17 protein-coding genes are annotated in these 22,246 nt (G+C 65.7%); 6 read left to right on the plus strand and 11 right to left on the minus strand.

All coding sequences use genetic code 11. From position 1 onward, the window contains the following. Positions 1-97: 97 nt before the first annotated feature. A complete protein-coding gene (locus MST27_RS06595; protein WP_243605209.1) occupies positions 98-973 on the plus strand; it encodes a LysR family transcriptional regulator in 876 nt (291 codons plus the stop codon). Between the two features lie 84 nt (positions 974-1,057). Next, the gene (locus MST27_RS06600; protein ID WP_243605210.1) at positions 1,058-3,643 is read left to right on the plus strand and encodes an EAL domain-containing protein; all 2,586 of its coding nucleotides are present in this window, start codon (positions 1,058-1,060) and stop codon (positions 3,641-3,643) included. A 680-nt stretch (positions 3,644-4,323) separates the two neighbouring features. Here the strand turns inward: MST27_RS06600 and MST27_RS06605 are convergent. Next, entirely contained in the window at positions 4,324-6,906 is a 2,583-nt protein-coding gene (locus tag MST27_RS06605) for a bifunctional diguanylate cyclase/phosphodiesterase (protein WP_243605211.1), read from the minus strand. Between the two features lie 300 nt (positions 6,907-7,206). Between MST27_RS06605 and MST27_RS06610 the strand changes: the two genes are divergently transcribed. The 3 genes from MST27_RS06610 to pgm all read left to right on the plus strand — a co-directional run bounded on the left by MST27_RS06610 (position 7,207) and on the right by pgm (position 10,615). Beyond that, complete coding sequence (locus tag MST27_RS06610) at positions 7,207-8,046, plus strand: AraC family transcriptional regulator (RefSeq protein WP_243605212.1); 840 nt, start codon at positions 7,207-7,209, stop codon at positions 8,044-8,046. 102 nt (positions 8,047-8,148) lie between these two features. Then, positions 8,149-8,742 carry a LysE family translocator gene (locus MST27_RS06615; RefSeq protein ID WP_243605213.1) on the plus strand — a complete coding sequence of 198 codons (594 nt, stop codon included), beginning with the start codon at positions 8,149-8,151 and terminating at the stop codon, positions 8,740-8,742. Between the two features lie 208 nt (positions 8,743-8,950). Continuing rightward, the gene (gene pgm / locus MST27_RS06620; RefSeq protein ID WP_243605214.1) at positions 8,951-10,615 is read left to right on the plus strand and encodes a phosphoglucomutase (alpha-D-glucose-1,6-bisphosphate-dependent); all 1,665 of its coding nucleotides are present in this window, start codon (positions 8,951-8,953) and stop codon (positions 10,613-10,615) included. A 176-nt stretch (positions 10,616-10,791) separates the two neighbouring features. Here pgm and MST27_RS06625 read toward each other — a convergent pair whose 3' ends face one another. Both MST27_RS06625 and MST27_RS06630 read right to left on the minus strand, forming a co-directional pair. Further along, on the minus strand, positions 10,792-11,400 hold the full coding sequence (locus MST27_RS06625) for a glutathione S-transferase N-terminal domain-containing protein (RefSeq protein ID WP_243605215.1): 609 nt from the start codon (positions 11,398-11,400) through the stop codon (positions 10,792-10,794). 138 nt (positions 11,401-11,538) lie between these two features. Beyond that, positions 11,539-11,943, minus strand: coding sequence for a RidA family protein (locus MST27_RS06630; protein ID WP_243605216.1), 405 nt, complete (start codon positions 11,941-11,943; stop codon positions 11,539-11,541). 130 nt (positions 11,944-12,073) lie between these two features. Here MST27_RS06630 and MST27_RS06635 point away from each other — a divergent pair, with 130 nt between their 5' ends. After that, positions 12,074-12,979, plus strand: a complete 906-nt coding sequence (locus MST27_RS06635) for a LysR family transcriptional regulator (RefSeq protein ID WP_243605217.1) — start codon at positions 12,074-12,076, stop codon at positions 12,977-12,979. 147 nt (positions 12,980-13,126) lie between these two features. On the opposite strand, the gene MST27_RS06640 is transcribed toward MST27_RS06635, so the two are convergent. From MST27_RS06640 to MST27_RS06675, 8 genes are all read right to left on the minus strand, one after another. After that, a complete protein-coding gene (locus MST27_RS06640; protein WP_243605218.1) occupies positions 13,127-14,422 on the minus strand; it encodes a TRAP transporter large permease in 1,296 nt (431 codons plus the stop codon). Next, entirely contained in the window at positions 14,412-14,888 is a 477-nt protein-coding gene (locus MST27_RS06645; RefSeq protein ID WP_243605219.1) for a TRAP transporter small permease, read from the minus strand. The genes MST27_RS06640 and MST27_RS06645 overlap by 11 nt, the downstream gene beginning before the upstream one ends. Before the next feature lie 49 nt (positions 14,889-14,937). Beyond that, entirely contained in the window at positions 14,938-15,933 is a 996-nt protein-coding gene (locus MST27_RS06650) for a DctP family TRAP transporter solute-binding subunit (protein WP_243605220.1), read from the minus strand. Between the two features lie 289 nt (positions 15,934-16,222). After that, entirely contained in the window at positions 16,223-16,627 is a 405-nt protein-coding gene (locus MST27_RS06655; protein ID WP_243605221.1) for a hypothetical protein, read from the minus strand. Between the two features lie 122 nt (positions 16,628-16,749). After that, on the minus strand, positions 16,750-17,148 hold the full coding sequence (locus MST27_RS06660) for a DoxX family protein (protein WP_243605222.1): 399 nt from the start codon (positions 17,146-17,148) through the stop codon (positions 16,750-16,752). A 172-nt stretch (positions 17,149-17,320) separates the two neighbouring features. Continuing rightward, positions 17,321-19,714 carry a glycoside hydrolase family 65 protein gene (locus MST27_RS06665; protein WP_243605223.1) on the minus strand — a complete coding sequence of 798 codons (2,394 nt, stop codon included), beginning with the start codon at positions 19,712-19,714 and terminating at the stop codon, positions 17,321-17,323. Further along, positions 19,701-20,675: a PfkB family carbohydrate kinase gene (locus tag MST27_RS06670; RefSeq protein WP_243605224.1), complete on the minus strand. Its 975-nt coding sequence runs from the start codon at positions 20,673-20,675 to the stop codon at positions 19,701-19,703. The genes MST27_RS06665 and MST27_RS06670 overlap by 14 nt, the downstream gene beginning before the upstream one ends. Positions 20,676-20,694: 19 nt before the next feature. Beyond that, on the minus strand, positions 20,695-22,170 hold the full coding sequence (locus MST27_RS06675) for an FAD-dependent oxidoreductase (RefSeq protein WP_243605225.1): 1,476 nt from the start codon (positions 22,168-22,170) through the stop codon (positions 20,695-20,697). Between the last annotated feature and the right edge of the window lie 76 nt (positions 22,171-22,246).

Here is a 22,246-nt window from a genome sequence, read left to right on the forward strand (position 1 = left end):
AGTGGGGCCGTGCGGGCCATCTTGACGGTTTGTCGCACCCCGCAACAGCGGATATCTTTTGCCGCGAGCCTCGAAAATTTCGATCAATGAGCCGTCCATGATCCGTGAACTGAAGACCTTCCTCGTCATCGCCAGGTGTGGCAGTTTCGCCGCCGCAGGCAACAGCATCGGCCTCACCCAGTCCGCGGTCAGCGCGCAGATCAAGAACCTGGAAGCCGCACTGGGCCTTCGTCTATTCGATCGAACCGGGCGCTCGGCGCATCTGAATGCCGCCGGGCAACGGGCGGTGCCGCTGGCCGAGCAGATCATCGAGACCTTCACGTTGATGGGCCAGCCCGAGTCGCTGGATGACTACCGCGGAGAGCTGCGAATCGGTGCCATCGGCACGGTGCAGACTGGCCTGCTGCCAGCTGTCCTGCTGCGTCTGCTCGATCAGGCGCCGGGTGTCGCGCCGAAGCTGGTGCCTGGCGTTTCGCTGAACCTCCTGGCGCAGGTGGATGCCGGTGAAATCGATCTGGCGGTGATGATCCGCCCGCCGTTCGCGTTACCCAAGGAGCTGCACGCCGAGCGGGTGCAGCGCGAGCCGTTCGTACTGATCGCGCCGCTCGATACGGTCGGTGACGACCCGTTTGTGCTCCTCTCTGAGCAGCCGTTCGTGCGTTATGACCGCACTTCGTTCGGCGGGCGACAGGTGACCCAGTTCCTGCGCAAACACCGGCTCGACCCGCGCCCGGGACTGGAGCTCGACGAGCTCGATGCCATCGTCAAGATGGTCGAGAGCGGGCTCGGCGTGGCGCTGGTGCCGCGCGCAGGGCTCTGGCTGGAGGGACCGCCGCGGGTCCGCGTGCTGTCGCTCGGCAGTCACACCTTTCATCGCGAGCTGGTGCTGGTGCGTCGCCACGGCGTGCGCCAGCTACCGGTGCAGCAGCTGTTTCGTCGTTGTCTGGGCGAGGCGCTCGGCGAGCAGCGCTGAGGCGCCGGTCGCGGCTGAAACGCCGGGCTGCGGGCGGGGTCTTAGCTGAGGCCCCGATCGTTCCAGCCCCATTGGAGAACCCAGATGGCCCAACCCGATCTCCAATCCCGCCTGGCCTTTACGCTGCAATCGGCCGGCCTGCTGGAGTGGTACGTCGAGCTCGATGACTCGCTGAATGATGCACAGAGGGCGGTCGAGACCGTCACTCATGCGCTCGATGCGTGCTCGCTGGGCAGTACCTCCTTGACCGAGTTCCTGGAACACATCCATCCCGATGACCGCGACGAGGTGGCCGAGCAGGTCGCCATTGCGCTGTCGACCGGCGAGGAAGTGCGCTTCGAGTGCCGTGTACTGGTCGGTGAGCGTGGGGTGCAGCGGGTCAGCGTCGCCGGTTGGTCCACGGCGCACCCGGAGTTGCGTGCGTTGCACTTCATCAGCCAGGACATCACCGATTGCCGCCGCGCCGAGGCCATCGCTCATGGCCAGATGCGCGCGTTGGAGCTGGCCGTTGCCGGCGCTCCGCTGGGGCAGGTGCTGGCGGAACTGACCGGCTCCGCGCAGAGCCAATTTGCCGGCGTGGTGCAGGCCGCGATCATGCGCCTGGATGAGGACGGCAAGCTGCGTTTCGTCGAAGCGTCGCGCCTGCCGCCAATCTTCGTCGCCGCGCTGGACGGTCTCGACGCCAACGCCGGGGAAACCAGCTGCGGGATGGCGGTGCGCACGGGAAAGCCGTTCGCGGCGACTGACCTTGCCCGCGACCCGCATTGGGTTCGCTACCGTTCCGTCGCGCTCGAACATGGGTTGCATGCCTGCTGGTCGACGCCGATCCGGTCCGTCGAGGGCGAGGTGATGGGTACGCTGGCGTGCTACAGCCGCCTGCCGGCGGCACCATCGGCCGAGGAGCAGCAGGGCATCACGCTGCTCGCCAACACCGCTGCGCTGGTGGTGCAGCGGGATCGGGCCAATCGCGCCCGGGCCAGCGTCGAACGCCGAATGGCCGTCAACGAGCGTCGGTTCCGTGGGTTGGTCAAGGCCACCAACAGCCTGGTCTGGTCGGCCAGCCCGGACGTGGACATCATCGAGCCGCAACCTGACTGGTGCGACTTCACCGGTCAGACGTTCGAACAGGCCCGCGGCAAGGGCTGGCTGCAGGCGGTGCATCCAGACGACCTGCCCGAGGTGCAGGCCTTCGTCGACGATATGCGCAAGGTGCGGACGAACAAGCGAGCCGAATACCGGGTGCGCCGCGCCGATGGCGAGTACCGGCACATGACCGGCCACGCGGTGCCGATCTTCGACGAGCAGGGCGAGATGAAGGAATGGTCCGGTGGGCTCACCGACATCACCGATCGCAGACAGGCCGAGCAGCGCCTCAGTCACATGGCGACCCACGATGCCCTCACGGGCCTGCCCAATCGCACCTACCTCAACGATCATTTGCGCGAGCTGGTCAACTTCATCCCCGACGGCCAGCAGCTGATGATCATGCTCATCGACCTGGACCGCTTCAAAGAGGTGAACGACTCCATGGGCCACGGCTACGGAGACGTCCTGCTGGTGCAGATCGCCCACCGCCTGCGCGAAGCGCTCCCGTCGGGTGACCTGGTGGCGCGGCTGGGTGGAGACGAATTCGTCGTGGTCGCGCATCTGCCCGACGGCATGGCCTCGGCCGAGCGTATTGCCACCGATCTGATGCGCGCCATTCAGGTGCCCTGCGACGTGCTTGGTACGCGCTATTACCCCTCGGCATCGATGGGTATGTGCCTGTATCCCACGCCCGATACGCGCATCGACGAGCTGCTGCAGCACGCCGATATCGCCATGTACCGCGCCAAGGACGCCGGCGGCACGCGCATGCAGTTCTTCTCCGCGGAAATGAGCGTGGAAACCAAGAACCGTATGGCGCTCGAGCTCGACCTGCGTGAAGCCCTGGAGCGGGGTGAATTCGTGCTGCACTACCAGCCCCGCATCTGCCTGGACGATGACTCGCCCTGTGGCGTGGAGGCCTTGATTCGCTGGAATCACCCGAGCAAGGGGCTGGTGCCGCCGAATGTGTTCATCCCGATCGCCGAGACGACCGGGCTGATCTGCAAGATCGGCAATTGGGTGCTGCGCCAGGCCTGCGAGGACGTTCAGCGCCTGATCGACCGTCTCGGCACCGACCTGGTGCTATCGGTGAACGTCTCGCCCGTACAGCTCCGGTCGCCCACGCTTTGCGGCGAAGTACGCCAGGCGCTGCAGGCGGCCGGCATGGACACCCACCGGCTCGAGCTGGAACTGACCGAGTCCGGCCTGATCGAGGACACGGACACCTCGCAGCAGCTGCTTCGCGAGCTTGGCGACATTGGCGTCAGGCTCGCCATCGATGATTTCGGTACCGGCTACGCTGGCATCGCCTACCTGCGGCAGTATCCGATCGACGTGGTCAAGCTGGACCGGGCCTTTCTCTGCCCCACGCCGAAAGCCGACGGCTGCCTGGACTTCATCCGCGCCGTCACCGAGATGTGCCATTCGCTGGGCATGCGCGTCGTCGCCGAAGGGGTGGAGGATGCCGACATGCTGCGCCAATTATTGCGCTCGGATTGCGACGAGGCCCAGGGGTACCTGTTCGCCCAACCGATGCCGTTGGCCAAGCTGGGCGACTACATCATCGATCGCCAGGCAAGCTGAGAGCGGCGTTTGGCTGAACACCTTGCACGGGTGGGATGCGGTGGATGGCGACAACTGTTTCAAGTGGTGCGATGCCGCGGTGTTCCGACCCGTTCAGCTGCCTCGTTACCCTGTGCGCGAACAAGTTCGCCCCTACGAGTCGGTGCTGCCCTGTAGGGGCGAATTCATTCGCCCGGCTCGGCGGCTCGGCCGGTTCGGAGGCGCGGGATACAGACAGCTGCCGAGCAATCACAGGATGCCGCGGCGTTCCGACGCGTTCAGCTGGCTCGTTACCCTGTGGGCGAACAAGTTCGCCCCTACAAGTCGGTGCTGCCCTGTAGGGGCGAATTCATTCGCCCGGCTCGGAGGCTCGGCCGGTTCGGAGGCGCGGAATACAGGCAATCTGCCGAGCAGCCACAGGATGCCGCGGTGTTCCGACCCGTTCAGCTGGCTCGTTGCCCTGTGGGCGAACAAGTTCGCCCCTACAAGTCGGTGCTGCCCTGTAGGGGCGAATTCATTCGCCCGGCTCGGAGGCTCGGCCGGTTCGGAGGCGCGGAATACAGGCAATCTGCCGAGCAGCCACAGGATGCCGCGGTGTTCCGACCCGTTCAGCTGGCTCGGTGCCCTGTGGGCGAACAAGTTCGCCCCTACAAATCGGTGCTGCCCTATAGGGGCGAATGAATCGCCCCTACAGCTCGGAGTCATTCGCCAGCGAAGGCTAGCGTCCCTTCCGGCTCCACGCCGTTCGAGTCACGAAGCACTTGCTGAAAAAGCAGTGGCGCCATTGGTCGGCCAAGATAGAAACCTTGAGCCTGATCGCAGGCGAGGTCGGTCAGTTTGCCGAGCTGGGCGACCGTCTCGATGCCTTCGGCCGTGACCGTGAGCGAGAGGGCGTGGCCCATGCTGACAATGGCGTTGACGATCGCTTCGCTGCTGTCGGACTGGTCGAGCCCGGCGATGAAGCTGCGGTCGATCTTGATGCCGTCGAACGGATAACTGCGCAGGTAGCTGAGCGAGGAATAGCCCGTGCCGAAATCGTCCATCGACAGGCGGATCCCGAGTGCCTTGAGCCGGTTCATGGTGGTCAGGGCCGAGGCGGCGTCTTCCAGCATGACGCTCTCGGTGATCTCCAGTTCCAGACGCGACGGTGCGATACCGGTCTGCTCGAGTACCGCGCCCACGCGGTCGACCAGATCGCTGCGCTGGAACTCGACCGGCGACAGGTTCACCGACACCATCAGCTCGGGCCCCCAGCACAGGGCGTTCAGGCAGGCTTCGTTGAGTACCCAATCGCTGAGCTCGACGATCAGGCCGGTCTCTTCCGCCAGCGGTATGAACACACCCGGGCTGAGCAGGCCTCTGCTCGGGTGTTGCCAGCGCACCAGGGCTTCGGCGCCGACGATGGTCTGGGAAGCGGCATCGTAGCGGGGCTGGAAATCGAGGCGGAACTCGCGGCGGCGCAGGGCCTGGCGCATGTCCATTTCCAATTGGCGACGCTCCATGATTCGCTCGTTCATCGCCGGTTCGTAGAACTTGTACAGGTTGCGCCCGTTGGATTTGGCCTCGTAGAGCGCGATGTCGGCATAGCGCAGCAGGTCCTCGGCGGTCAGCCCGTCGTAGGGCGCAGCGACGATACCGATGCTGGCGCCGACGCTGACATCGTTGGCGCCGATGCGGATCGGTTGGTTGATCTGCTCGATCAGCCGCTCGCACAGCCGCTCGGCTTGTTCGTGGGTCCGGCAATCGGTCGCGGCCACGATGAACTCGTCGCCGCCGAGTCGCGCCACCAGGTTGGTCGAGCGCGTGCACGCCGTAAGGGCATTCGCCACTTCCCGCAGGACCAGGTCGCCGGCGGCATGACCCAGGGTGTCGTTGATCGGCTTGAAGCGATCGAGATCCAGTGCCAGCAGGAACATGGGGCGGTCGCCGCTCACACCTTCGTTCAGGCGGGCGTTGAGGTAGTGATTGAGGCGGTGGCGGTTGGCCAGGCCCGTCAAGGCGTCGTGCTGGCTAATGTGCTCGATGCGCGCCTTGGCTTCGATTTCCTCGGTGATGTCACAGACAGTGCCCAGGTAGCCTTCCAGCGTGTCGCCTGCCAGGACCGCGCGGGCCGAGAGCTGGCCGTAGCGCTGCGTGCCGCGGCTGTCGTGCATCGAGCAGGGCAGGGGTTTGCGACCGGCTAGCCCGCCGGGCTCGGCATGGCTGGCAAGCAGATGCGTGTCGTAGTTAAGCAGTTCGGCCAGCGGGCGCCCCAGCCAGGCCTCGCGTGCCAGGCCGGTCACCTGCGTGAAGCGTTCGGACAGGTAGGTCAGGCGTTGCTGCGCATCGGCTTCCCAGATCCAGTCGGATGAGGCTTCGGAGATGTTTCGAAAACGCTGCTCGCTGATGCGCAGCGCCTGCTGAGCCGCGTCGATCATGCTCGCGGCGCGGGCGATTCGGCCCCGCAGCCAGCCAACCAGCACGGCGACCAGCAGGCCGAGCACCAGCAGCATGGGCAGGAACTTCATCAGCAGCGTCTTGCCCAGCTCCTCGCTCCGCCATTGCAGCGTCAGGCTCATGCCCAGTTCCGGGCGCAGCGTCAGCTTCGGCTCGGGTGCGTCAGGCCGCTCGCCCAGGCTGGCCTTGAGGCCGGCGAGGTCGAAGGCCTGGTCGATGGCCTTCATCTTCGTGTCGGTCAAGACATCGACGTAGACGAGATAGGACAGTCGGTCGAATTCCACATAACTGCTGTCCGGCCGGATCACCGCCGCGGATACGACCGCGGGCATGCCCGTGACGGAAAAATAGGCACGCGCCACGGCGTCCTCCACCGAGCCCTGACGCGCATTGGCCAGCAGGGCGGGAAGGTCGCCGGCAATCCAGTTGTCGGCCGCGACTTCGGTCAGCTCGCCGTCGATCAGGCCGTAGCGCGTCCGGCCATCGGGCCCGAGCACGAAGACGCCGTCCAGTTCGTAGGTGGTGTGCAGCGAGGGCCCGATGTTGTTGCGATCGTACGCCCAGGCCAGGTCGAGACGCTCGCCCATGAACTCATAGGCGTCCTCCCAGAAGGCGTAATCGACCAACGCGGTTTCGATCTTGTCCAGGCGGCTCTGCATGGCCTTGGCGGCGTCCGCCTCGCTGTGGCGCACCTGCCGCTCGTCCAGCGCGAGGCACAGGTACACCAGCGCCAGCGCGGCGGTGATGAACAGCGCGGCGATCACGGCGATGAAGCTGAGCGACGCTTTGCGGGTCATGGCGGTATAGCCCGCCGTCTCGTGATGGGGATTCGTTGCGGTCTGTGTCATGGAGGCAAATCGTCAGGCTCGAAGGGGCGGCAGGCCTGGCAGCATGGACAGGGCTTCGCGCGCCTGCGGTTCCGTGCAGCCTGGTGGCCGGCAGTACGTGCTGTATCGGCGTGTTAGCCCGACCTGCGAGTCGCTTCCGACGGGCGGTTCGCGCGGATTGGCCGTGGCGCCGCGACCGATCCATATGCACCCGCTGCACAGACGTTCTAGAAAACCCACCCTGCATTGCATGACACTGAGCGCCACGGCCGAGATGGCCATTCACCCACACTGCGAACGGCATGCAGGGGCGTTTGTGGCATGAGCAACGACAGCTGGATCGACCTGAAGCTGGATGCCGAGACCGGGATCGAGATCATCCGCGCTCATTTCGAAGGGCATGCCTACGACCCGCATTGGCATGACAGCTATCTCGTCGGCTTCACCGAGCAGGGCGTGCAGCAGTTCAACTGCCGCAAGACGCTGCACAACAGCCTGCCCGGGCAGGTCTTCCTGCTCGAGCCTGGCGAAATCCACGACGGTCTGGCGCCGTCGCCCGGAGGCTTCACCTATTCGACGCTCTATCTGCAACCGCACTGGCTGAAGTCGCAGTTGCAAAGCCTCTGCGACGAAGTCCCCGAGGACTGCCTGCCCACCTTCGCCGAGACCCTCACAAGCGAGCCTGACCTGGCGCTTCGCATTGCCAACGCGCTCCAGGCGCTTTATCACGGTGAGATGCGCATTGTCCGGCACGCCGCGCTCGATGCGCTGCTGGAAACCTTGTCCAGCCGGATGCGCTGGCGGCGGCGACTCGAGACGACCCCTCGTCTGCCGGCCGCAGCGATCAAGGCGAGGGACTATCTCCATGCGCACCTCGACCAGGACGTGGGCCTGGACGAGCTGGCGGTTGTCGCCGGGGTGGATCGTTTTCGCCTGTCCCGCGCCTTCAAGGCCTCCTTCGGCCTTGCGCCGCATGCGTACCTCGTGCAGCTGCGCCTGAGCCTGGCGCGCAAGCTGCTGCGCCAGGGGCTCGCGCCGGCGAGCGTCGCCAGTGAGCTGGGGTTCGCCGACCAGAGCCATCTGGGCCGGTGGTTTCGGCGTGCGTATGGCTTGAGCCCGGCGGCGTACCGCAGACAGTGCTCAAACCTTCCAGACCGCTGAACGATCTGCTCGCAAGCTGGCAGCGTCTTCTTCACCCGGAGCTGCCGCCATGCCATTCCCGTCCCCCCTGCAACGGACCCGCCTGACTGTCGAGGCGCGGTCATGAGCCAGTTCATGCCCTTCGTCCTGTTCGCCTTCGTCGCCTCGATTACACCCGGGCCGACCAACATGCTGGTGCTCAGCAACAGCGCGCGATTCGGCTGGCGCGCGGCAGTCCCGCTGGTGCTCGGAGCGTGCGCCAGTGCGGCGGCCATCGTGTTGCTGGTCGGCCTGGGGCTGGGCGAAATCGTGTTGCGCCTGCCCGGCGTTCAGCAAGGCATGGCCTGGCTCGGCGTCGCCTGGATATCCGTGCTGGCCTGGAAACTGTGGCGCAGCGCGGGCGAGGCGCTCGACGCCGAAGCAAGCGGCCTGCGCATCGGCGCCTGGGGTGGCGCCGGCCTGCAGCTGATCAATCCGAAGACCTGGATGATGGCTTTTGCCGTGGTCGGCGTGTTCACCACCGCCGAGGGTGGGGTTGCCGGCTATGCGGTCTACGCATTGCTGTTCTTTTTCGTTGCGGTGCCATGCCTGGCGGGCTGGGCCGCGTTGGGTCGCGGCGCGGTCGGTGTGCTGCGCACGGCCAGCGCGGTGCGGCGCTTCAACCGAGGCATGGCGCTGCTGCTGCTCGTTTCGGCCTGGAGCAGCCTGTTGCTCTGATCGATCGCGGTTTCGAATCGCTTCGCCGGGTGGTGCGAAGGCTTTATCATGCGGCCGCCCGATTGCTTGCACACGGTTGGGGAACCAAAGCCCGAGGGAAGGGGGTCGAAGCGCCTAGACAACGACCTCGCCCCGTCTTGGTCGCTCGCTGGCCTGCGGTGCGTATTGGCGCACGAGGCGATTTCATGACCCATCACAGGAACGACTGATGAGCACCGACCTCAACGCAGGACGCCTCCCCGACGAACACAGCCTGACCAACGTCCCGCGCCTGATCTCGCGCTATTACAGCGAGCGACCGGATGTGTCCGACCCGGCCCAGCAGGTCGCGTTCGGCACGTCCGGCCACCGCGGCTCCTCGCTGAAGACGAGCTTCAACGAGTGGCACATCCTCGCCACCACCCAGGCGATCTGTGATTACCGCCGGGCGCAGGGCATCAACGGCCCGCTCTTCGTCGGCATGGACACGCACGCGCTGTCCGAACCGGCCTTTGTCTCGGCGCTCGAAGTGCTCGCGGCCAATGGTGTCGAGACGCGTATCGATGCCGGTTGCCCCGAAACCAACGGCGAGCCCGGCTACACGCCGACCCCGGCGATTTCCAACGCCATCCTCGAATACAACGCTGGCCGCCACAGTGGCCTGGCCGACGGTATCGTCATCACGCCGTCGCACAATCCGCCGGCCGATGGCGGTTTCAAGTACAACCCCACCAACGGCGGCCCGGCCGATACCGGCGTGACGAAGTGGATCCAGGAGCGCGCCAACGCGCTGCTGGCCGCCGGGCTCGAGGGCGTCCAGCGGATCGACTACGCCCAGGCATTGAACGCTTCGACCACCCAGCGCTTCGACTTCATCGAGCACTATGTCGGTGGGCTGGAGCAGGTCATCGACCTCGAGGCGATCCGCAACAGCGGGCTGAAGTTCGGCGTCGACCCGCTCGGTGGGGCCGGTGTGCATTACTGGACGCGCATCGCCGAGCGCTACAGCCTGCCGCTCGAAGTGCTCTCGACCCGCGTCGACCCGACGTTCCGCTTCATGCGCCTGGACTGGGATGGCAAGATCCGCATGGATTGCAGCTCGCCGCATGCCATGGCGGGGCTGATCGAGAACAAGGACCGCTTCGACGTCTCCTTCGCCTGCGACACCGACCATGATCGCCACGGCATCGTTGCACGGTCGGTTGGCCTGCTGAACCCCAACCATTACCTGGCCGTCGCCATCGAATACCTGTTCACCCATCGCCCGGAATGGAGCGCGGGTGCTGGCATCGGCAAGACCCTCGTGTCGTCCTCGATGATCGATCGCGTTGCGGCCGGCATCGATCGCCGGGTGGTCGAGGTGCCGGTGGGCTTCAAGTGGTTCGTCGATGGTTTGATGGATGGCAGCCTCGGCTTCGGCGGCGAGGAATCCGCGGGCGCGTCCTTCCTGCGTAAGCAGGGCGGTGCCTGGTCCACCGACAAGGACGGCCTTATCCTCGGGCTGCTGGCTGCGGAAATCACCGCCGTCACCGGCAAGGACCCGGGCGAGCGCTACAAGGCGCTGACCGAGCGTTTCGGCGCGCCGGTCTACCAGCGTATCGATGCCCCGGCAAATCGCGAGCAGAAGGCGAAGTTGGGCAAGCTGTCCGCTTCCCAGGTCACAGCGGCCGAGCTGGCCGGCCGGCCCATTACCCAGATTCTCACCGAGGCGCCAGGTAACGGCGCCGCCATCGGCGGGCTCAAGGTCGTGACCGACAACGGCTGGTTCGCGGCGCGGCCGTCCGGTACCGAGGACGTCTACAAGATCTACGCCGAAAGCTTCGAAGGCGAGACGCACCTCAAGCGTATCCAGGACGAGGCCAAGGCGCTGGTCGATGGCGTACTGAACGGCTGAGCAATGAGCCGGAGCGAGCTTGCTCGCGAATGAACCCGCTGTGCGGTTCAGCGGGTCGAACTAGCCGAGGCCTAGGGCCCTGGCTAGTTCGGGTGAAAAGCGCTTTGCCGGTGGGGTGCGCAGCGCCGTTTCGCGATCGCATCTACAGGGCACCGCGCTGATGCGATACGCGCACCTTATGCGGGCTCGGTGAGCCGCATCGATTCGCGTTGCGAAAATTCATCCTGGAAGGCCACCAGCCGGGTGAATTCGTTTCGCCAGTTCAGCTCGGCGAAGCGAAAGTCCAGGTAACCCAAGGCGCAAGCGACGCCAATCTGGGCGACGTCCAGCGCACCTTGCAACGACTCGGTATCGTCTTCCAGGGCGCGCAGGGCCCGACGGACCTTGCCCAGCTGACCGTCAATCCAGTCGTCCCAGCGTCGTTCGGCTGGGCGTGCGACCTGTTCGTAGCGCGTCAGCACGGCTGCCTCCATCAACCCATCGGCCAGCGCGGCAAGCCGCAGCGTTTTCCAGCGCTTGGCCGGGTCAGCCGGAAACAGCTTCGACCGATCGTGCAGGCTGTCGAGGTACTCGCAGATCACACGGCTGTCGAACAGGGCCTCACCGTCGTCAGTCATCAGCACCGGGATCTTCCCCAGCGGGTTGGCGGTGTTGACGCGCTCATTGAGGGTTACCGGCAGCACGGCGGTCTCGACCAGTTCCAGCCGGGACCCGAGGCCGGTCTCGAGCGCGAGCACGCGAACTTTTCGGGCGAAGGGCGACGCAGGGGCGTAAATCAATTGCATGGATAGCACTCGGGCGTAGGGGTTGCTCGGGATCGGGCGTGTCGGTAGACCGCCCGGCTGCCGTTGAGCATAGACCCGCTCGAACCGCCAGCGAAGCAACGCGCTGGCCGATTCGAACAGCGCCCTTCGTGCCTCGGCTCACGCTGCAGCCGATTCAGGCAGTTTCGCAATCACCTTGATCTCGAACTGGAAGCCGTAAAGCCAGGTCACGCCGATGCCGGTCAGCGTGGGGTAGGGCGCGTCGCCCCAGAGCTCATGCACGACGGGCCATATGGTTTCGAAATGAGTGTGTGGATCGACGATGAAAGCGGTGACATCAATCACATCGTCGAAGGTGCATCCGGCCTCCTTGAGGATGGCGTTCAGGTTCGCGAAGGCCAGCCTCACCTGCGCCTTGAGGTCGGGCTCGGGCGAGCCGTCCTCGCGGCTGCCGACCTGTCCGGATACGAACAGGAAGCCATTGGAGCGGATCGCGGGCGAGTAGCGGTTCTTTTCGTACAGTGCCTGGCGGCCGGCGGGAAATACGACGTCACGGACTGGCATGGTTGTCTCCTCGTAGATGGTGGACCCGTGCTTTGGGTGAAGAGACTGTAGAAGGCGAGGCTGCGCGGATAAACTCGCGAGTCTGGTCAGGACTGTTTCTGAATTCCAAACAATCGACGTTGGAGGCGACATGGACCGCTTCGTTGCTATGCAGGCTTTTGTGCGTGTGGTCGAAACGGGGAGCTTCACCAAAGCCGCCGAGACGTTGCACCTGAGCAAGACCAGCGTTACTCAACTGGTGCAGCAGCTCGAGGCAAGGCTGCGTGTCAGATTGCTCAATCGGACCACACGCAAGGTCAACGTGACGGCCGATGGCGTCGCCTACTACGAGCGCGTCGTTCGCTTGCTGGCGGACCTGGACGATGCGGAAACCAGTCTTTCCAGCGCCTCGAGTTCACCCAGAGGGCGGCTGCGGGTGGATGTGCCCAGTCCTTTCGCTCGGCTGATCCTCATTCCGGCATTGCCGGCGTTCCACGCCCGGTTTCCCGAGATTCAGCTCGATCTGGGCGTGAGCGACCGCAAGATCGACCTGATCGACGAAAATGTCGATTGCGTGGTACGCGGTGGCGAGTTGACTGACCTGTCGTTGATGGCGCGGCACATCGGTGATCTGCAATTGGGCGTCTACGCGGCGCCTCGCTACCTGGAGCGTGCCGGCACTCCGGTAAGCCCATCAGAGCTGGAAAACACCCACCATCGGGTGGTCGGCTTCCTCTGGGCACGCACCGGCAAGGTGTTCCCTTATGCCATGCATCGCGCAGACGAACGCCTCCTGGTCCAGGGCCGCTACACGCTGTCAGTGGACGACGGCAATGCCTACCTGGCCGCCGGCCTGGCCGGCATGGGCGTGTTCTGGCTGCCGGACTACATGGCCGAAGAGCCCCTGGCGCGCGGTGAGCTGGTGCAGCTGTTCGATGACTGGCAACTGGACCCGATGCCGATGTACATCGCGTTCCCACCCAACCGACACGTCAGCGCCAAGCTTCGTGTGTTCATCGACTGGGTCGTCGAGCTGATGGCCAATCGTGCGCGTTGAAATGGCCGGCTCGAGCCTGCTAGGCGCAGGCTTGCTAGGCCGTTTTGAAACGCTCATCGGGCGGCGTTCGCTCTGTGCTCGGCGTCGGCCAGCCCACCGAACCTGACACCGCACGCCCGATTGGAACCCTGCGACGGGCGCCATCGCTTACACCGCGTACCCCAGCACCCTCGGCAGCCACAGCGCGATTTCCGGGAACAGGGCTACCAGCACCAGGGCGCTGCCCATCACCAGGACGAACAGCATCGCCCAGCCGACCGTCTGCTCCAGGCGGATCTTGGCGACTTCGGCGGTGACCATCAGGTTGATCGCCACCGGTGGGGTGAACTGGCCGATGGCGATGTTCATCGCCAAGAGGATGCCGAACCACACGGGGTTCCAGCCGAAGTGCTGCATTACCGGGATGAGGATCGGCATCAGGATCAGGTAGATGGAGATCGCATCGAGCAGCATGCCGGCCAGCAGCACCGCGACCATCACCAGTATCAGCAATACCGCGCCGTTGTCGGAAAGCGAGATCAGCCACTCGGCGAGGTGGCGGAAGGTGCCGAGCATGGTGCCGGCCCAGGCGAAGATCCCGGCCAGCGCGATGATCAGCATCACCACGCCGGAGATGACCGCCGCTTCGCCGCACAGACGCCACAGGTTGCGCCAGTCCAGCTCACGCGTGACGAACAGACCGACCAGCACGCCATAGGTCACGCCCGCCACCGCGGCCTCGGTCGGTGTGAACAGGCCGCTGCGCAACCCGCCGAGGATCAGCACCGGGGCGAACAGCGCCGGTAGCGCCTGGCGAAAACTTTCACCCAGCGGTGGGCGCTCGGCATCGTCCGGGTTTTCCCACCCATAACGACGCGACAGCAACCAGGCCGGTAGCAACAACACCAGGCCGGCGATGATGCCGGGAAACAACCCCGCCGCGAACAGCGCGCGCAAATCCACGCCGGGCACGACGATGGAGTAGAGAATCAGCGCGATCGACGGCGGGATCAGGATCGCGGTGGAGGCCGACGCGGCGATCAGTGTCGCGGAGAAGGGCTTGGGATAGCCGGCGCGGGTCATGCTCGGCAACATCACCATGGCGACCGCGGCAGCATCAGCCGGGCCGGAGCCACTCATGCCACCCATGATCAGGCAGACCAGAATGGCGACCATCGCCAGCCCGCCATGCCGTGGGCCGATCAATGCCTGCGCGAAGCGCACCAGGCGCAGCGCCACGCCGGATTTCTCGAACACCAGCCCGGTCAGGATGAACAGCGGAATGGCGATCAAGGGGTATTTGGCGACCCCGTTGTAGGTGTTGGTGCCGAGCGTGGCGAGCATGTCGGGGGAAAGCCCGGCAATGATGCCGATCGCACCGGACAGGGCGAGGGAAAAGGCCACCGGCACACCGATCAGCAGCAACAGCAGGAAGCTGGCGAGCATCCAGACATCAGGGCTCATCGCTAAGCCTCCCGCGCAGGCGGTCGATGGTCATCTGCGTCAGGCGTACCAGCATCAGCAGGGCCAGCAGCGGCAGCCAGACCACGTACCACCAATTGGGCAGGCCGAGACCGGGCGACTCCGATTCCCACTGGTATTCCTCCAGTGCGAACTGACCGCCGTACCAGAGCACCATCCCCAGGACCAGCACGCCGGCCAGCCATTGCAGCAGGATCAGCGGCACGCGGAGTCGGGGGAACAGCCGTTCGACGAAGCCGATGCGGATGTGCCGGTTGCTGCGCATCGCCACCGAAGCGCCGGCGAAGGTCAGCATGACGAGCAGAAAGACCGAGATTTCCTCGGTGAAGGCGAATGACGCGTTGGTGAAGTAGCGAACCACCACGTTGGCCAGACTGATCAGGCCGATGATCACCAGCGCCAGGGTGGCCAGCACGCGCTCAAGGCGCGCGTCCTGTCGATTGTCCATGAAAGTCCTCGAACCCCGGCGGCCCCGCGCCGCCGGGCAAAGCGGTGTATTACTCGGCGATGGCGGTGCGGGCGGCTTCGATCAGCTCGGCACCGATCTTCGGGGCCCACTTTTCATGCACCACGCGGGTGGCCTCGACAAACGCCTGATGTTCGGCATCGCTCAGCTCGGTCACTTCGACGCCACGGGCGCGAATGTCCTCGAGCCGCTTGGCTTCGGCGCTGCGCGACAGCTCGATTTCCCATTCGCCGGCATCGATGGCCGCCTGACGCAGGATTTCGCGATCCGCTTCCGGCAGCTGCTTCCAGACACGCTGGTTGACGGCGAAGACCAGCGGGTCGGCCATGTAGTGCCACAGCGTCAGGTACTTCTGACCGACCTGATCGACCCGAGCCACGTCGAACACCGACAGCGGGTTCTCCTGACCGTCGACGGCGCCAGTGGTCAGCGCTGGCTTGGCGTCGGCCCAGCTCATCTGGGTCGGGTTGGCGCCGAGCGCGGTGAAGGTGTCCTGGAACAGCGGCGAGCCGACCACGCGGATCTTCAGGCCGGACAGGTCAGCCGGCGTCTTGACCGGCTTGGAGGAGTTGGAGATTTCGCGGAAACCGTTCTCGCCCCAGGCCAAGGGAACGATGCCGCGCTTCTCGATGGCGGCGAAGGCCTGCTTGCCAGCTTCGCCCTGGGTAATGGCGTCGAGGTCGGCGCTGTTGGCCATCAGGAAGGGCAGCGAGAAGAGGTTCAGCTCCGGTACCTGCGGCGACCAGTTGATGGTCGAGCCGACGGCCATGTCGATCAGCCCCGAACGCATGGCCGAGAATTCCTTGGTCTGGTCGCCGGCGACCAACTGTGCGTTGGGATAGACGCGAAGGGTGATTTCGCCGTTGGAGCGTTCGGCCACTAGGTCGGCCCACTTCTGCGCGGCCTGGCCCCAGGGGAAGGCGTCGGACAGCACGGTGGACACGGAATATTCCCGGGCAGCGACGGAAAAGGTGGCGGACAGGGCCGCTGCGGCGGCCAGGGCAGTAAGGCAGCGAGTCAGTTTCATGAGGCGTCCTTGTTCGGATCAGTCTTGGTTTTATTGGGCGAACGGCCAGGCACTGTTCGAGGGTGACCGGCACAGCAATGGCTGATGAGCCATAGGGACGCGCGGGTAGCGCGAAAGGACGCGGATGCTGCGCTGAGCAGGGGTAGGGCAGCGGGCCTCGCAATGCGTCACTGCGCCTCGAAGCCTTGTGGGCTGGAGGCACACCAACCGATGGGTTGGACGGCCAACTATCGCAGAAGGCACTGGCCAGCGCCATTGCCGGGCATCTCGTCTTTAGTCGGGACGCCAATCAGGCATCGCGCAACAGGTCGTGCGTATTGAGCAGCGCGTAGGCGATCTCGGGGCGCTTCTCCAACCCACGGCGAATCGCGGCGGGGATAGACTGGCGCGTCTTGCGGCATAGCCCGGGCAGCTCGGCGATTTCGATACGAATGCCGCGCATGCTGCGCACCTCGTTGGGGCCGGGAGCAATGTCCATACGAATACCCAACTGCTCGTAGAGGCGTTGCTGCATGCGTTCCAAATCGGCGAGGCTCGCCAGGTTCTCGAGCCGTTCGAGGAGGCGGTTTTCCTCCATGCGAGTCAGTCGCAGAATGCGCAGATCGCCTTTTTCCGGCGCTTCGAGCAGCTGCTCGCGCCCGCAAATGCAGGCGCCGGGCGGGCAGGGTGAGCGAATGGGAACGGCTGTATTCATGGCCTCAGATCATAGCGAGGCGGCCCGGCGCTTGCCCATGCCGTTCGGCAGCTGAGGCAGGCGACCGAGCCCAGCCCGCACGGCTCAGCGAACCGTGCGGGCTGGTTGGCATGGTCCGCGATTCAGTTGAAACGCCCATGCAACCCGCCGACGCTCAGACGGCCCGCGCCGAGCAGGGCAATCGCCACGGAGCCGAACAGGAACAGCCCCTGGGTTTCCAGTGCCCAGCCGCCCATCTGGCCGATCGTGAACAGCTCGGCCATATGCGCCAGTGCGATCGCCACCAGCATGTTGCCGATCATCAGCAACGCGCCGACCCGAGTGAACAGGCCAATGATGACCAGAATCGGCCCGACGACCTCGCCCAGATACGCGCCATAGGCGAGAAACTCCGGCAGGCCCTTGCCGGCCAGCATGCCGGCGATGCCACCGACGCCACTCTGCAGCTTGGCGATGCCGTGCAGCAGCATCATCAGCCCGACACTTACCCGCAAAACCAGCTTCCCGATGTCTTCAGTCATGTGTCTCGTCCTGTCCAGCGTAACGGTTGGGTTGAATGTCCTATCACGGTAGCCCAGCGGCTGAGCTGCCGCGCGCCGTTATAACGCGTAACTGCGACAACAGCATGCTTGGATGAACGTTTTTGAGCGTTGCCGTGCACGGGACGCAACACCGGGGCCCGATGCTCGGTGATCAGCGACGCTCACAGGCGATTGCCAGCCGCTGACCCGGCGCGAGAGGCTTCGCGCCGGCGGCGGTCGTGATCGGGATGTCGCGGCGGTTCGCCGGGTCCGCGCAGAGCAATAGCGTCTGCCCTTCCAGGGTCAGTCGCAGCCAGGCACCGCGGTGTTGCACGCTGAGGCGCACGTTACCCAGTGCCGCCGGCGGTGCCGGGGCAATCTGCAGCCCGTCGTGCTCGGCCCGAACGCCCAGGTAGTGACGTTGCAGCACATCCAGCGAGCCGGCCATGGCGCCCAGGTGCACACCTTCCAACGTGCCGCCCTCGGACGGCGCCTGGAGATCGCTGCCCGCGCTCTGCTGGAAGAACCGCCAGGAGGCCGCCGGATCGATCCCGGCCAGCGCACCCGCGCAGACAACCAGGGACAGGCTCGACTCATGGGTAAGGCTGGACAGGTTGAAGGCGGCCGTTCGGCGCAGCGCATGCTCGTCGAAGGCGTAGCCAAGCGAGCGGATCAGTTCACCCAGCCGTGAGCCCGGAAACAGATAGAGCAGCATCAGCACGTCCGCCTGCTTGGCCAGGCGGTAACGGTCGGGCCGATCGCCGCGGGCTTCGAGCATCCAGTCCAGACGCGGATGGTCTTCCTGCATCCAGGCGTCGGGTACCGGTTCGAGCTGCTCGAAGCCATCGAACTGGAGCAGCACACCGTCCGGGCGGATCGGCAGGTACATCCTTCGCGTCATGTCGTGCCATATGCCCCGTTCGCCGGGCTGGATGTCCAGCCGACTGCAGAGCGCCTGCGCGGCGCTTTCCGGCAGGGCCGCGAGGACGTCCAGCGCAAGCCGTAGCGACCAGACCGCCATCAGGTTGGTGTAGGCGTTGTTGTCCAGGCCGGGTTGGCCATCGCGGCGGAGGTTGTGGTACTCGTCGGGGCCAATGACGCCGAGGATCACGAAGCGACTGCGTGCTTCGTCCCAGCGCGCGAGGCTGGCCCAGAAACGCGCAATGTCCAGTATCAGCTCGCCCGCCTGGCCGGTGAGCAGGCCTTGATCGCCGGTCGCGAGATACAACTGCCAGGCGTCGTGGGCGATCGCCGCTCCGATGTGCCGTTGGCGATAGGTGTAGTCCGGCATCCAGCGCCCTGACAGCGGGTTGCACTGGAACGGCGGCGTCTGCTCGCGCCCGCTGCCGGCGCTGCGCCAGGGGAACATGGCACCGCGCAGCCCGGCGATCCGCGCACGTTCACGGGCCGTATCGAGGCGCCGATAGCGGTAGTCGAGCAGGCCCCGGGCCAGGTCCGGCAGGTGGCTGGAGAGAAAGGGGTACGCGAAGATTTCGTCCCAGAACACCTGGCCGAAGTAGCCTTCGTGCCACCCGCGGGGAGGGAAACCCAGATCCCGTCCCGGGCTGTGCGGCGAAATCGTCTGCAGCAGGTGAAAACCGTGCAGCCGCAGGCTTTTCTCAAGCCCCGCATCGGAAAGGCCCAGCGGTGCCTGCGCCCATAAACGCTGCCAGGCCCGTGCATGGCGCAGGTGCAGCCGGGCGAAGGATTGGGTTGGCAAGCACGCGAGCACTTGCTTTCTGGCGTCTGCTGCGGTGCTGGGCAGCTCGCTGTCCACCTGCACAATGACGCGCTTTTCGATCACCAGGCGGCCATTCTCCACGACGCATTCGGTCTGCTGCAGGAGCCGTTCGCCCTGGCACTCGGAGCGCCACGGCTGGATCTGGCCCGTGTGGCAGGCATGCACGGCCATCGCCAGGCGGCGCCCCGGCGTCTCGAGCCGGGCACTGAGCGTGGCCCGGCCGCCTTCCGCGGGCTCCAGCACCAGGTCCCGCAGGCGCTTGCCCTCGTAGGCGCGGTTCTTCCCGATGAGCGCGTTTTCCACGCCGGCATCGATGACCGAGCGCACCTGCACGCGCTCGACGCCCGGCGGGCACTGCAGCTCCCAGCGGAGCAGGGCGAGATGGGGATTGGCCAGGCTGAGCAGGCGAATCTCCCGCAGTCGAAGGCTGTGCCCCGCAAGCTGGAAGGAGATTTCGCGTTCGAGCCGGGCACGGTCCATGTACAGCGATTGCCGGTAGGCGAGCAGTGGCACGTCGGCCGAGCCGAACCATTGTCGGCCATCGAGTGAAACGCTTAGTCCGAACGGATCGGGCAGGTTGACCAGCGCTTCGAGACGCACCGGCTCACCGTTGACTTCGCGCGCGCCGTCGTCGTACCAGCCGGCTCGATAGAAGCCGGCGTAATGCACATCAGAGGCGGCGTCGTCCGCGGCCGACGCCTCGGGTGCCGACGCGCGCCAGGACAGCACGCCGTTGCCCAGCGCAAGAAGTGCTTCGCGCCGGTGCTCGTCATCGGCGTCGAATGCCTCGAATCGGACTTGCCAGCGTGTTTCATCCTTCTGCATCGAGGCACCTGGCGTTCTGGCGAATCCGCGCGGCCATCGAAGCGACCTGCTCGCGGTCCGGGTAGGCGGGCTTGGAGCCGTAACCGGTCACCGCCAGGTTGGCCGCCGCCACGCCCCACGCCGCCGCATCCACCGGGTCGAGTCCTTCGAGCAAGGCAACGGCGAAGACGCCCGTGAAGGCGTCGCCAGCGCCGGTGGTGTCGGTCGGCTGCACGTCACCAGGTGGAACATGGATCGCCCCGCCGCCGGCATCCAGCACGCAACCACCGTCGCCCAGCTTGACGCAGGCGATACGCACGCCCCGTTCGCGCAACTGGCGAGCGGCCCAGGCCGCATCCTCCAGCCCGTCGATCTCGCGACCGGTCAGTGCTTCGGCCTCACTGGTGTTGGGCGTGATCGCATCCAGCTGCGGCAGCAGGTCGGCCGGGACCCGGTCCGGGAAGGAAGGGTCGAGTACGACGGGGATGTGCCGTGCGCAAGCAGCCTCTACCGCCCGTGCGACGACGACTGCCGGCACCTCGCAATCGGCGACCAAGCAGGCCGGGGCTTCGGTGCGCCCAATAAGCTGCTCCATCGCCAACATCGCCGGTTCATCCCAGTGGTCATTGGCATTGGTGGCCAGCACGATCTGCTTCTTTGCATCCGGCGGCACTGTGATCAGCGAGACGGCGGTTTGTTGGCCTTTGGCGCGGGTCACGCCATCGATATTTACGCCGGCGTCGCGCAACGGCCCCAGCGCCTGGTCCGCCAGATCGTCGTCGCCCACGCGCCCGATCAGCAGGCTGCGATGGCCGAAGCGCGCGGCCAGCCAGGCGGTGTTGCTCGCCTTGCCGCCGGCGAGGCGGCTGAAGTCGTGCGCGAGGAGGGTCTCCTGACTGCCGGGTGATTGGTCGACCCTGACCTGGAAATCCGCGTTGATGCTGCCCAGGGACAGCACGGTCGACCGAGACGAGGCATTCATGGCTGGGCTCCGCCGGCGATCAGAGCGATCGCGCCGGCAACGGCTCGATTGCCGGGCCGTGGATCACGCTGCCGTCGGCCTTGAAGATCGACCCATGGCAGGGACAGTCCCAGGTGCGATCGGCATTGTTCCAGGTCACGCTGCAGCCCATGTGGGTGCAGGCGGCGGAGACGCCATGCAGGGTTCCGGCGTCGTCGCGCCAGACGGCGATCTTTTCGTCGCCGCGGGTGACCACACCGCCTTCGCCGCGGCCGATGGCGTCCAGATCGGCGACCTGTGACTGGCTGTCGCTGCTCTGATTGAAATCGTCGGGCTTGGGGCGGTTGGGGTCGTAGAGATGTTTCCACGGCCGGCGACCAGTGATGATCTGGCGCGCGATTCCCAGCCCGGCCGCGGTGCCGTTGCTGATGCCCCAGCCGTTGAAACCAGTGGCGACGAACAGGCCGGGCGATTGCTCGGGGTCCGGCTCGCCGACGTAGCCCACCCGGTCGGCGGTGTCGTAGTCCTCATTGCACCAGCGCCAGACAGCCTCGCTGACCGGCAGGTTGTTCCGTGCCCACTGCTCGAGATCGACGAAACGCCGGGCGACGTCGCCATCCTGACCGGTCCTGAAGCGCGGGCCGAGCACGATGAAGAGCGGGCCCTGGTCATCGCGGCCCATGCGGATCGAGTGGGTCGGCTCGTCGACGCCGATGTACATGCCTTCCAGTTGCGCGCCCGCCTGCGGGCGGAAGGCCATGGCCACGTGGCAGCGCGGCTGGGTCGGGCTGGCGAGGTCGATCGGGGTCTCGACTGGCAGGTGCGTCGCCAGGATGACCTGATCGGCTTCGACGCTGCCGCCTTCGATGCCAACCTGCCAGCGCCCCTGGCGCTCGAAACTCAGCGCACGTGTCTGTTGGTGGATGCGACCACCGCGAGTCTGCACGGCCTTGGCGAGGCCGATCAGATAGCGGGTCGGATTGAACTGCGCCTGGTTGGGAAATTCCAGCGCGCCGGCGGTTTCGAAGGGCAAGGGCGGATGGTCGACGACCCGTGCGGCGAAGCCCAGGCAGCGCGCCGCCTCGGCTTCCCGATCGATGGCCGGGCGCCAATCTGCCGAGCAGGCGTAGGCGAAAGCCGACTGGATCTGGTAATCGCAGTCGATGGCAAGATTTTCGACCCAATGGCGAATCTGGGCGACAGCTTCCCGGTTGGCATCGGCATAACACTGGGCCAGCTCCTGGCCGAAGGTGTCGATCAGGTGGCGGTAGATCAGCGCATGCTGGGTGGTGATCTTGGCCGTGGAGCGTCCGGTGACCTGTCCACCTACATCGCGCGCTTCGAGCACTACCACGGATTTACCGGCTTCGCACAGCGTCATGGCGGCGCTCAACCCGACAATGCCCGCGCCGACGACCACCACGTCGCATTCGGAGTTGCCGGTCAGGGCCGGAAAGTCGGCGCGTGGTGCGCTGGCAGTCCAGCAGCAATCGGGAGTGGCGGATAGGGCAGACATGGCGGGTCCTCCTCGCAGATGGCTTTGCTTGTAGAGCAGGCCTGTACGGTCAGGTTCCGACCACCGGGCGGTTGGC

It is taken from the genome of Stutzerimonas marianensis, from assembly GCF_022810315.1.
Classification (GTDB): domain Bacteria; phylum Pseudomonadota; class Gammaproteobacteria; order Pseudomonadales; family Pseudomonadaceae; genus Stutzerimonas; species Stutzerimonas marianensis.

What these genes read in the sequence shown, in the direction of transcription:
- MST27_RS06630 (WP_243605216.1), bottom strand. Translation starts at nt 11,943, where the DNA reads ATGCCAGTCCGTGACGTCGTATTTCCCGCCGGCCGCCAGGCACTGTAC.
- MST27_RS06660 (WP_243605222.1), bottom strand. Translation starts at nt 17,148, where the DNA reads ATGACTGAAGACATCGGGAAGCTGGTTTTGCGGGTAAGTGTCGGGCTG.
- MST27_RS06605 (WP_243605211.1), bottom strand. Translation starts at nt 6,906, where the DNA reads ATGACACAGACCGCAACGAATCCCCATCACGAGACGGCGGGCTATACC.
- pgm (WP_243605214.1), top strand. Translation starts at nt 8,951, where the DNA reads ATGAGCACCGACCTCAACGCAGGACGCCTCCCCGACGAACACAGCCTG.
- MST27_RS06675 (WP_243605225.1), bottom strand. Translation starts at nt 22,170, where the DNA reads ATGTCTGCCCTATCCGCCACTCCCGATTGCTGCTGGACTGCCAGCGCA.
- MST27_RS06640 (WP_243605218.1), bottom strand. Translation starts at nt 14,422, where the DNA reads ATGAGCCCTGATGTCTGGATGCTCGCCAGCTTCCTGCTGTTGCTGCTG.
- MST27_RS06595 (WP_243605209.1), top strand. Translation starts at nt 98, where the DNA reads ATGATCCGTGAACTGAAGACCTTCCTCGTCATCGCCAGGTGTGGCAGT.
- MST27_RS06635 (WP_243605217.1), top strand. Translation starts at nt 12,074, where the DNA reads ATGGACCGCTTCGTTGCTATGCAGGCTTTTGTGCGTGTGGTCGAAACG.
- MST27_RS06625 (WP_243605215.1), bottom strand. Translation starts at nt 11,400, where the DNA reads ATGCAATTGATTTACGCCCCTGCGTCGCCCTTCGCCCGAAAAGTTCGC.
- MST27_RS06615 (WP_243605213.1), top strand. Translation starts at nt 8,149, where the DNA reads ATGAGCCAGTTCATGCCCTTCGTCCTGTTCGCCTTCGTCGCCTCGATT.
- MST27_RS06610 (WP_243605212.1), top strand. Translation starts at nt 7,207, where the DNA reads ATGAGCAACGACAGCTGGATCGACCTGAAGCTGGATGCCGAGACCGGG.
- MST27_RS06650 (WP_243605220.1), bottom strand. Translation starts at nt 15,933, where the DNA reads ATGAAACTGACTCGCTGCCTTACTGCCCTGGCCGCCGCAGCGGCCCTG.
- MST27_RS06670 (WP_243605224.1), bottom strand. Translation starts at nt 20,675, where the DNA reads ATGAATGCCTCGTCTCGGTCGACCGTGCTGTCCCTGGGCAGCATCAAC.
- MST27_RS06600 (WP_243605210.1), top strand. Translation starts at nt 1,058, where the DNA reads ATGGCCCAACCCGATCTCCAATCCCGCCTGGCCTTTACGCTGCAATCG.
- MST27_RS06665 (WP_243605223.1), bottom strand. Translation starts at nt 19,714, where the DNA reads ATGCAGAAGGATGAAACACGCTGGCAAGTCCGATTCGAGGCATTCGAC.
- MST27_RS06655 (WP_243605221.1), bottom strand. Translation starts at nt 16,627, where the DNA reads ATGAATACAGCCGTTCCCATTCGCTCACCCTGCCCGCCCGGCGCCTGC.
- MST27_RS06645 (WP_243605219.1), bottom strand. Translation starts at nt 14,888, where the DNA reads ATGGACAATCGACAGGACGCGCGCCTTGAGCGCGTGCTGGCCACCCTG.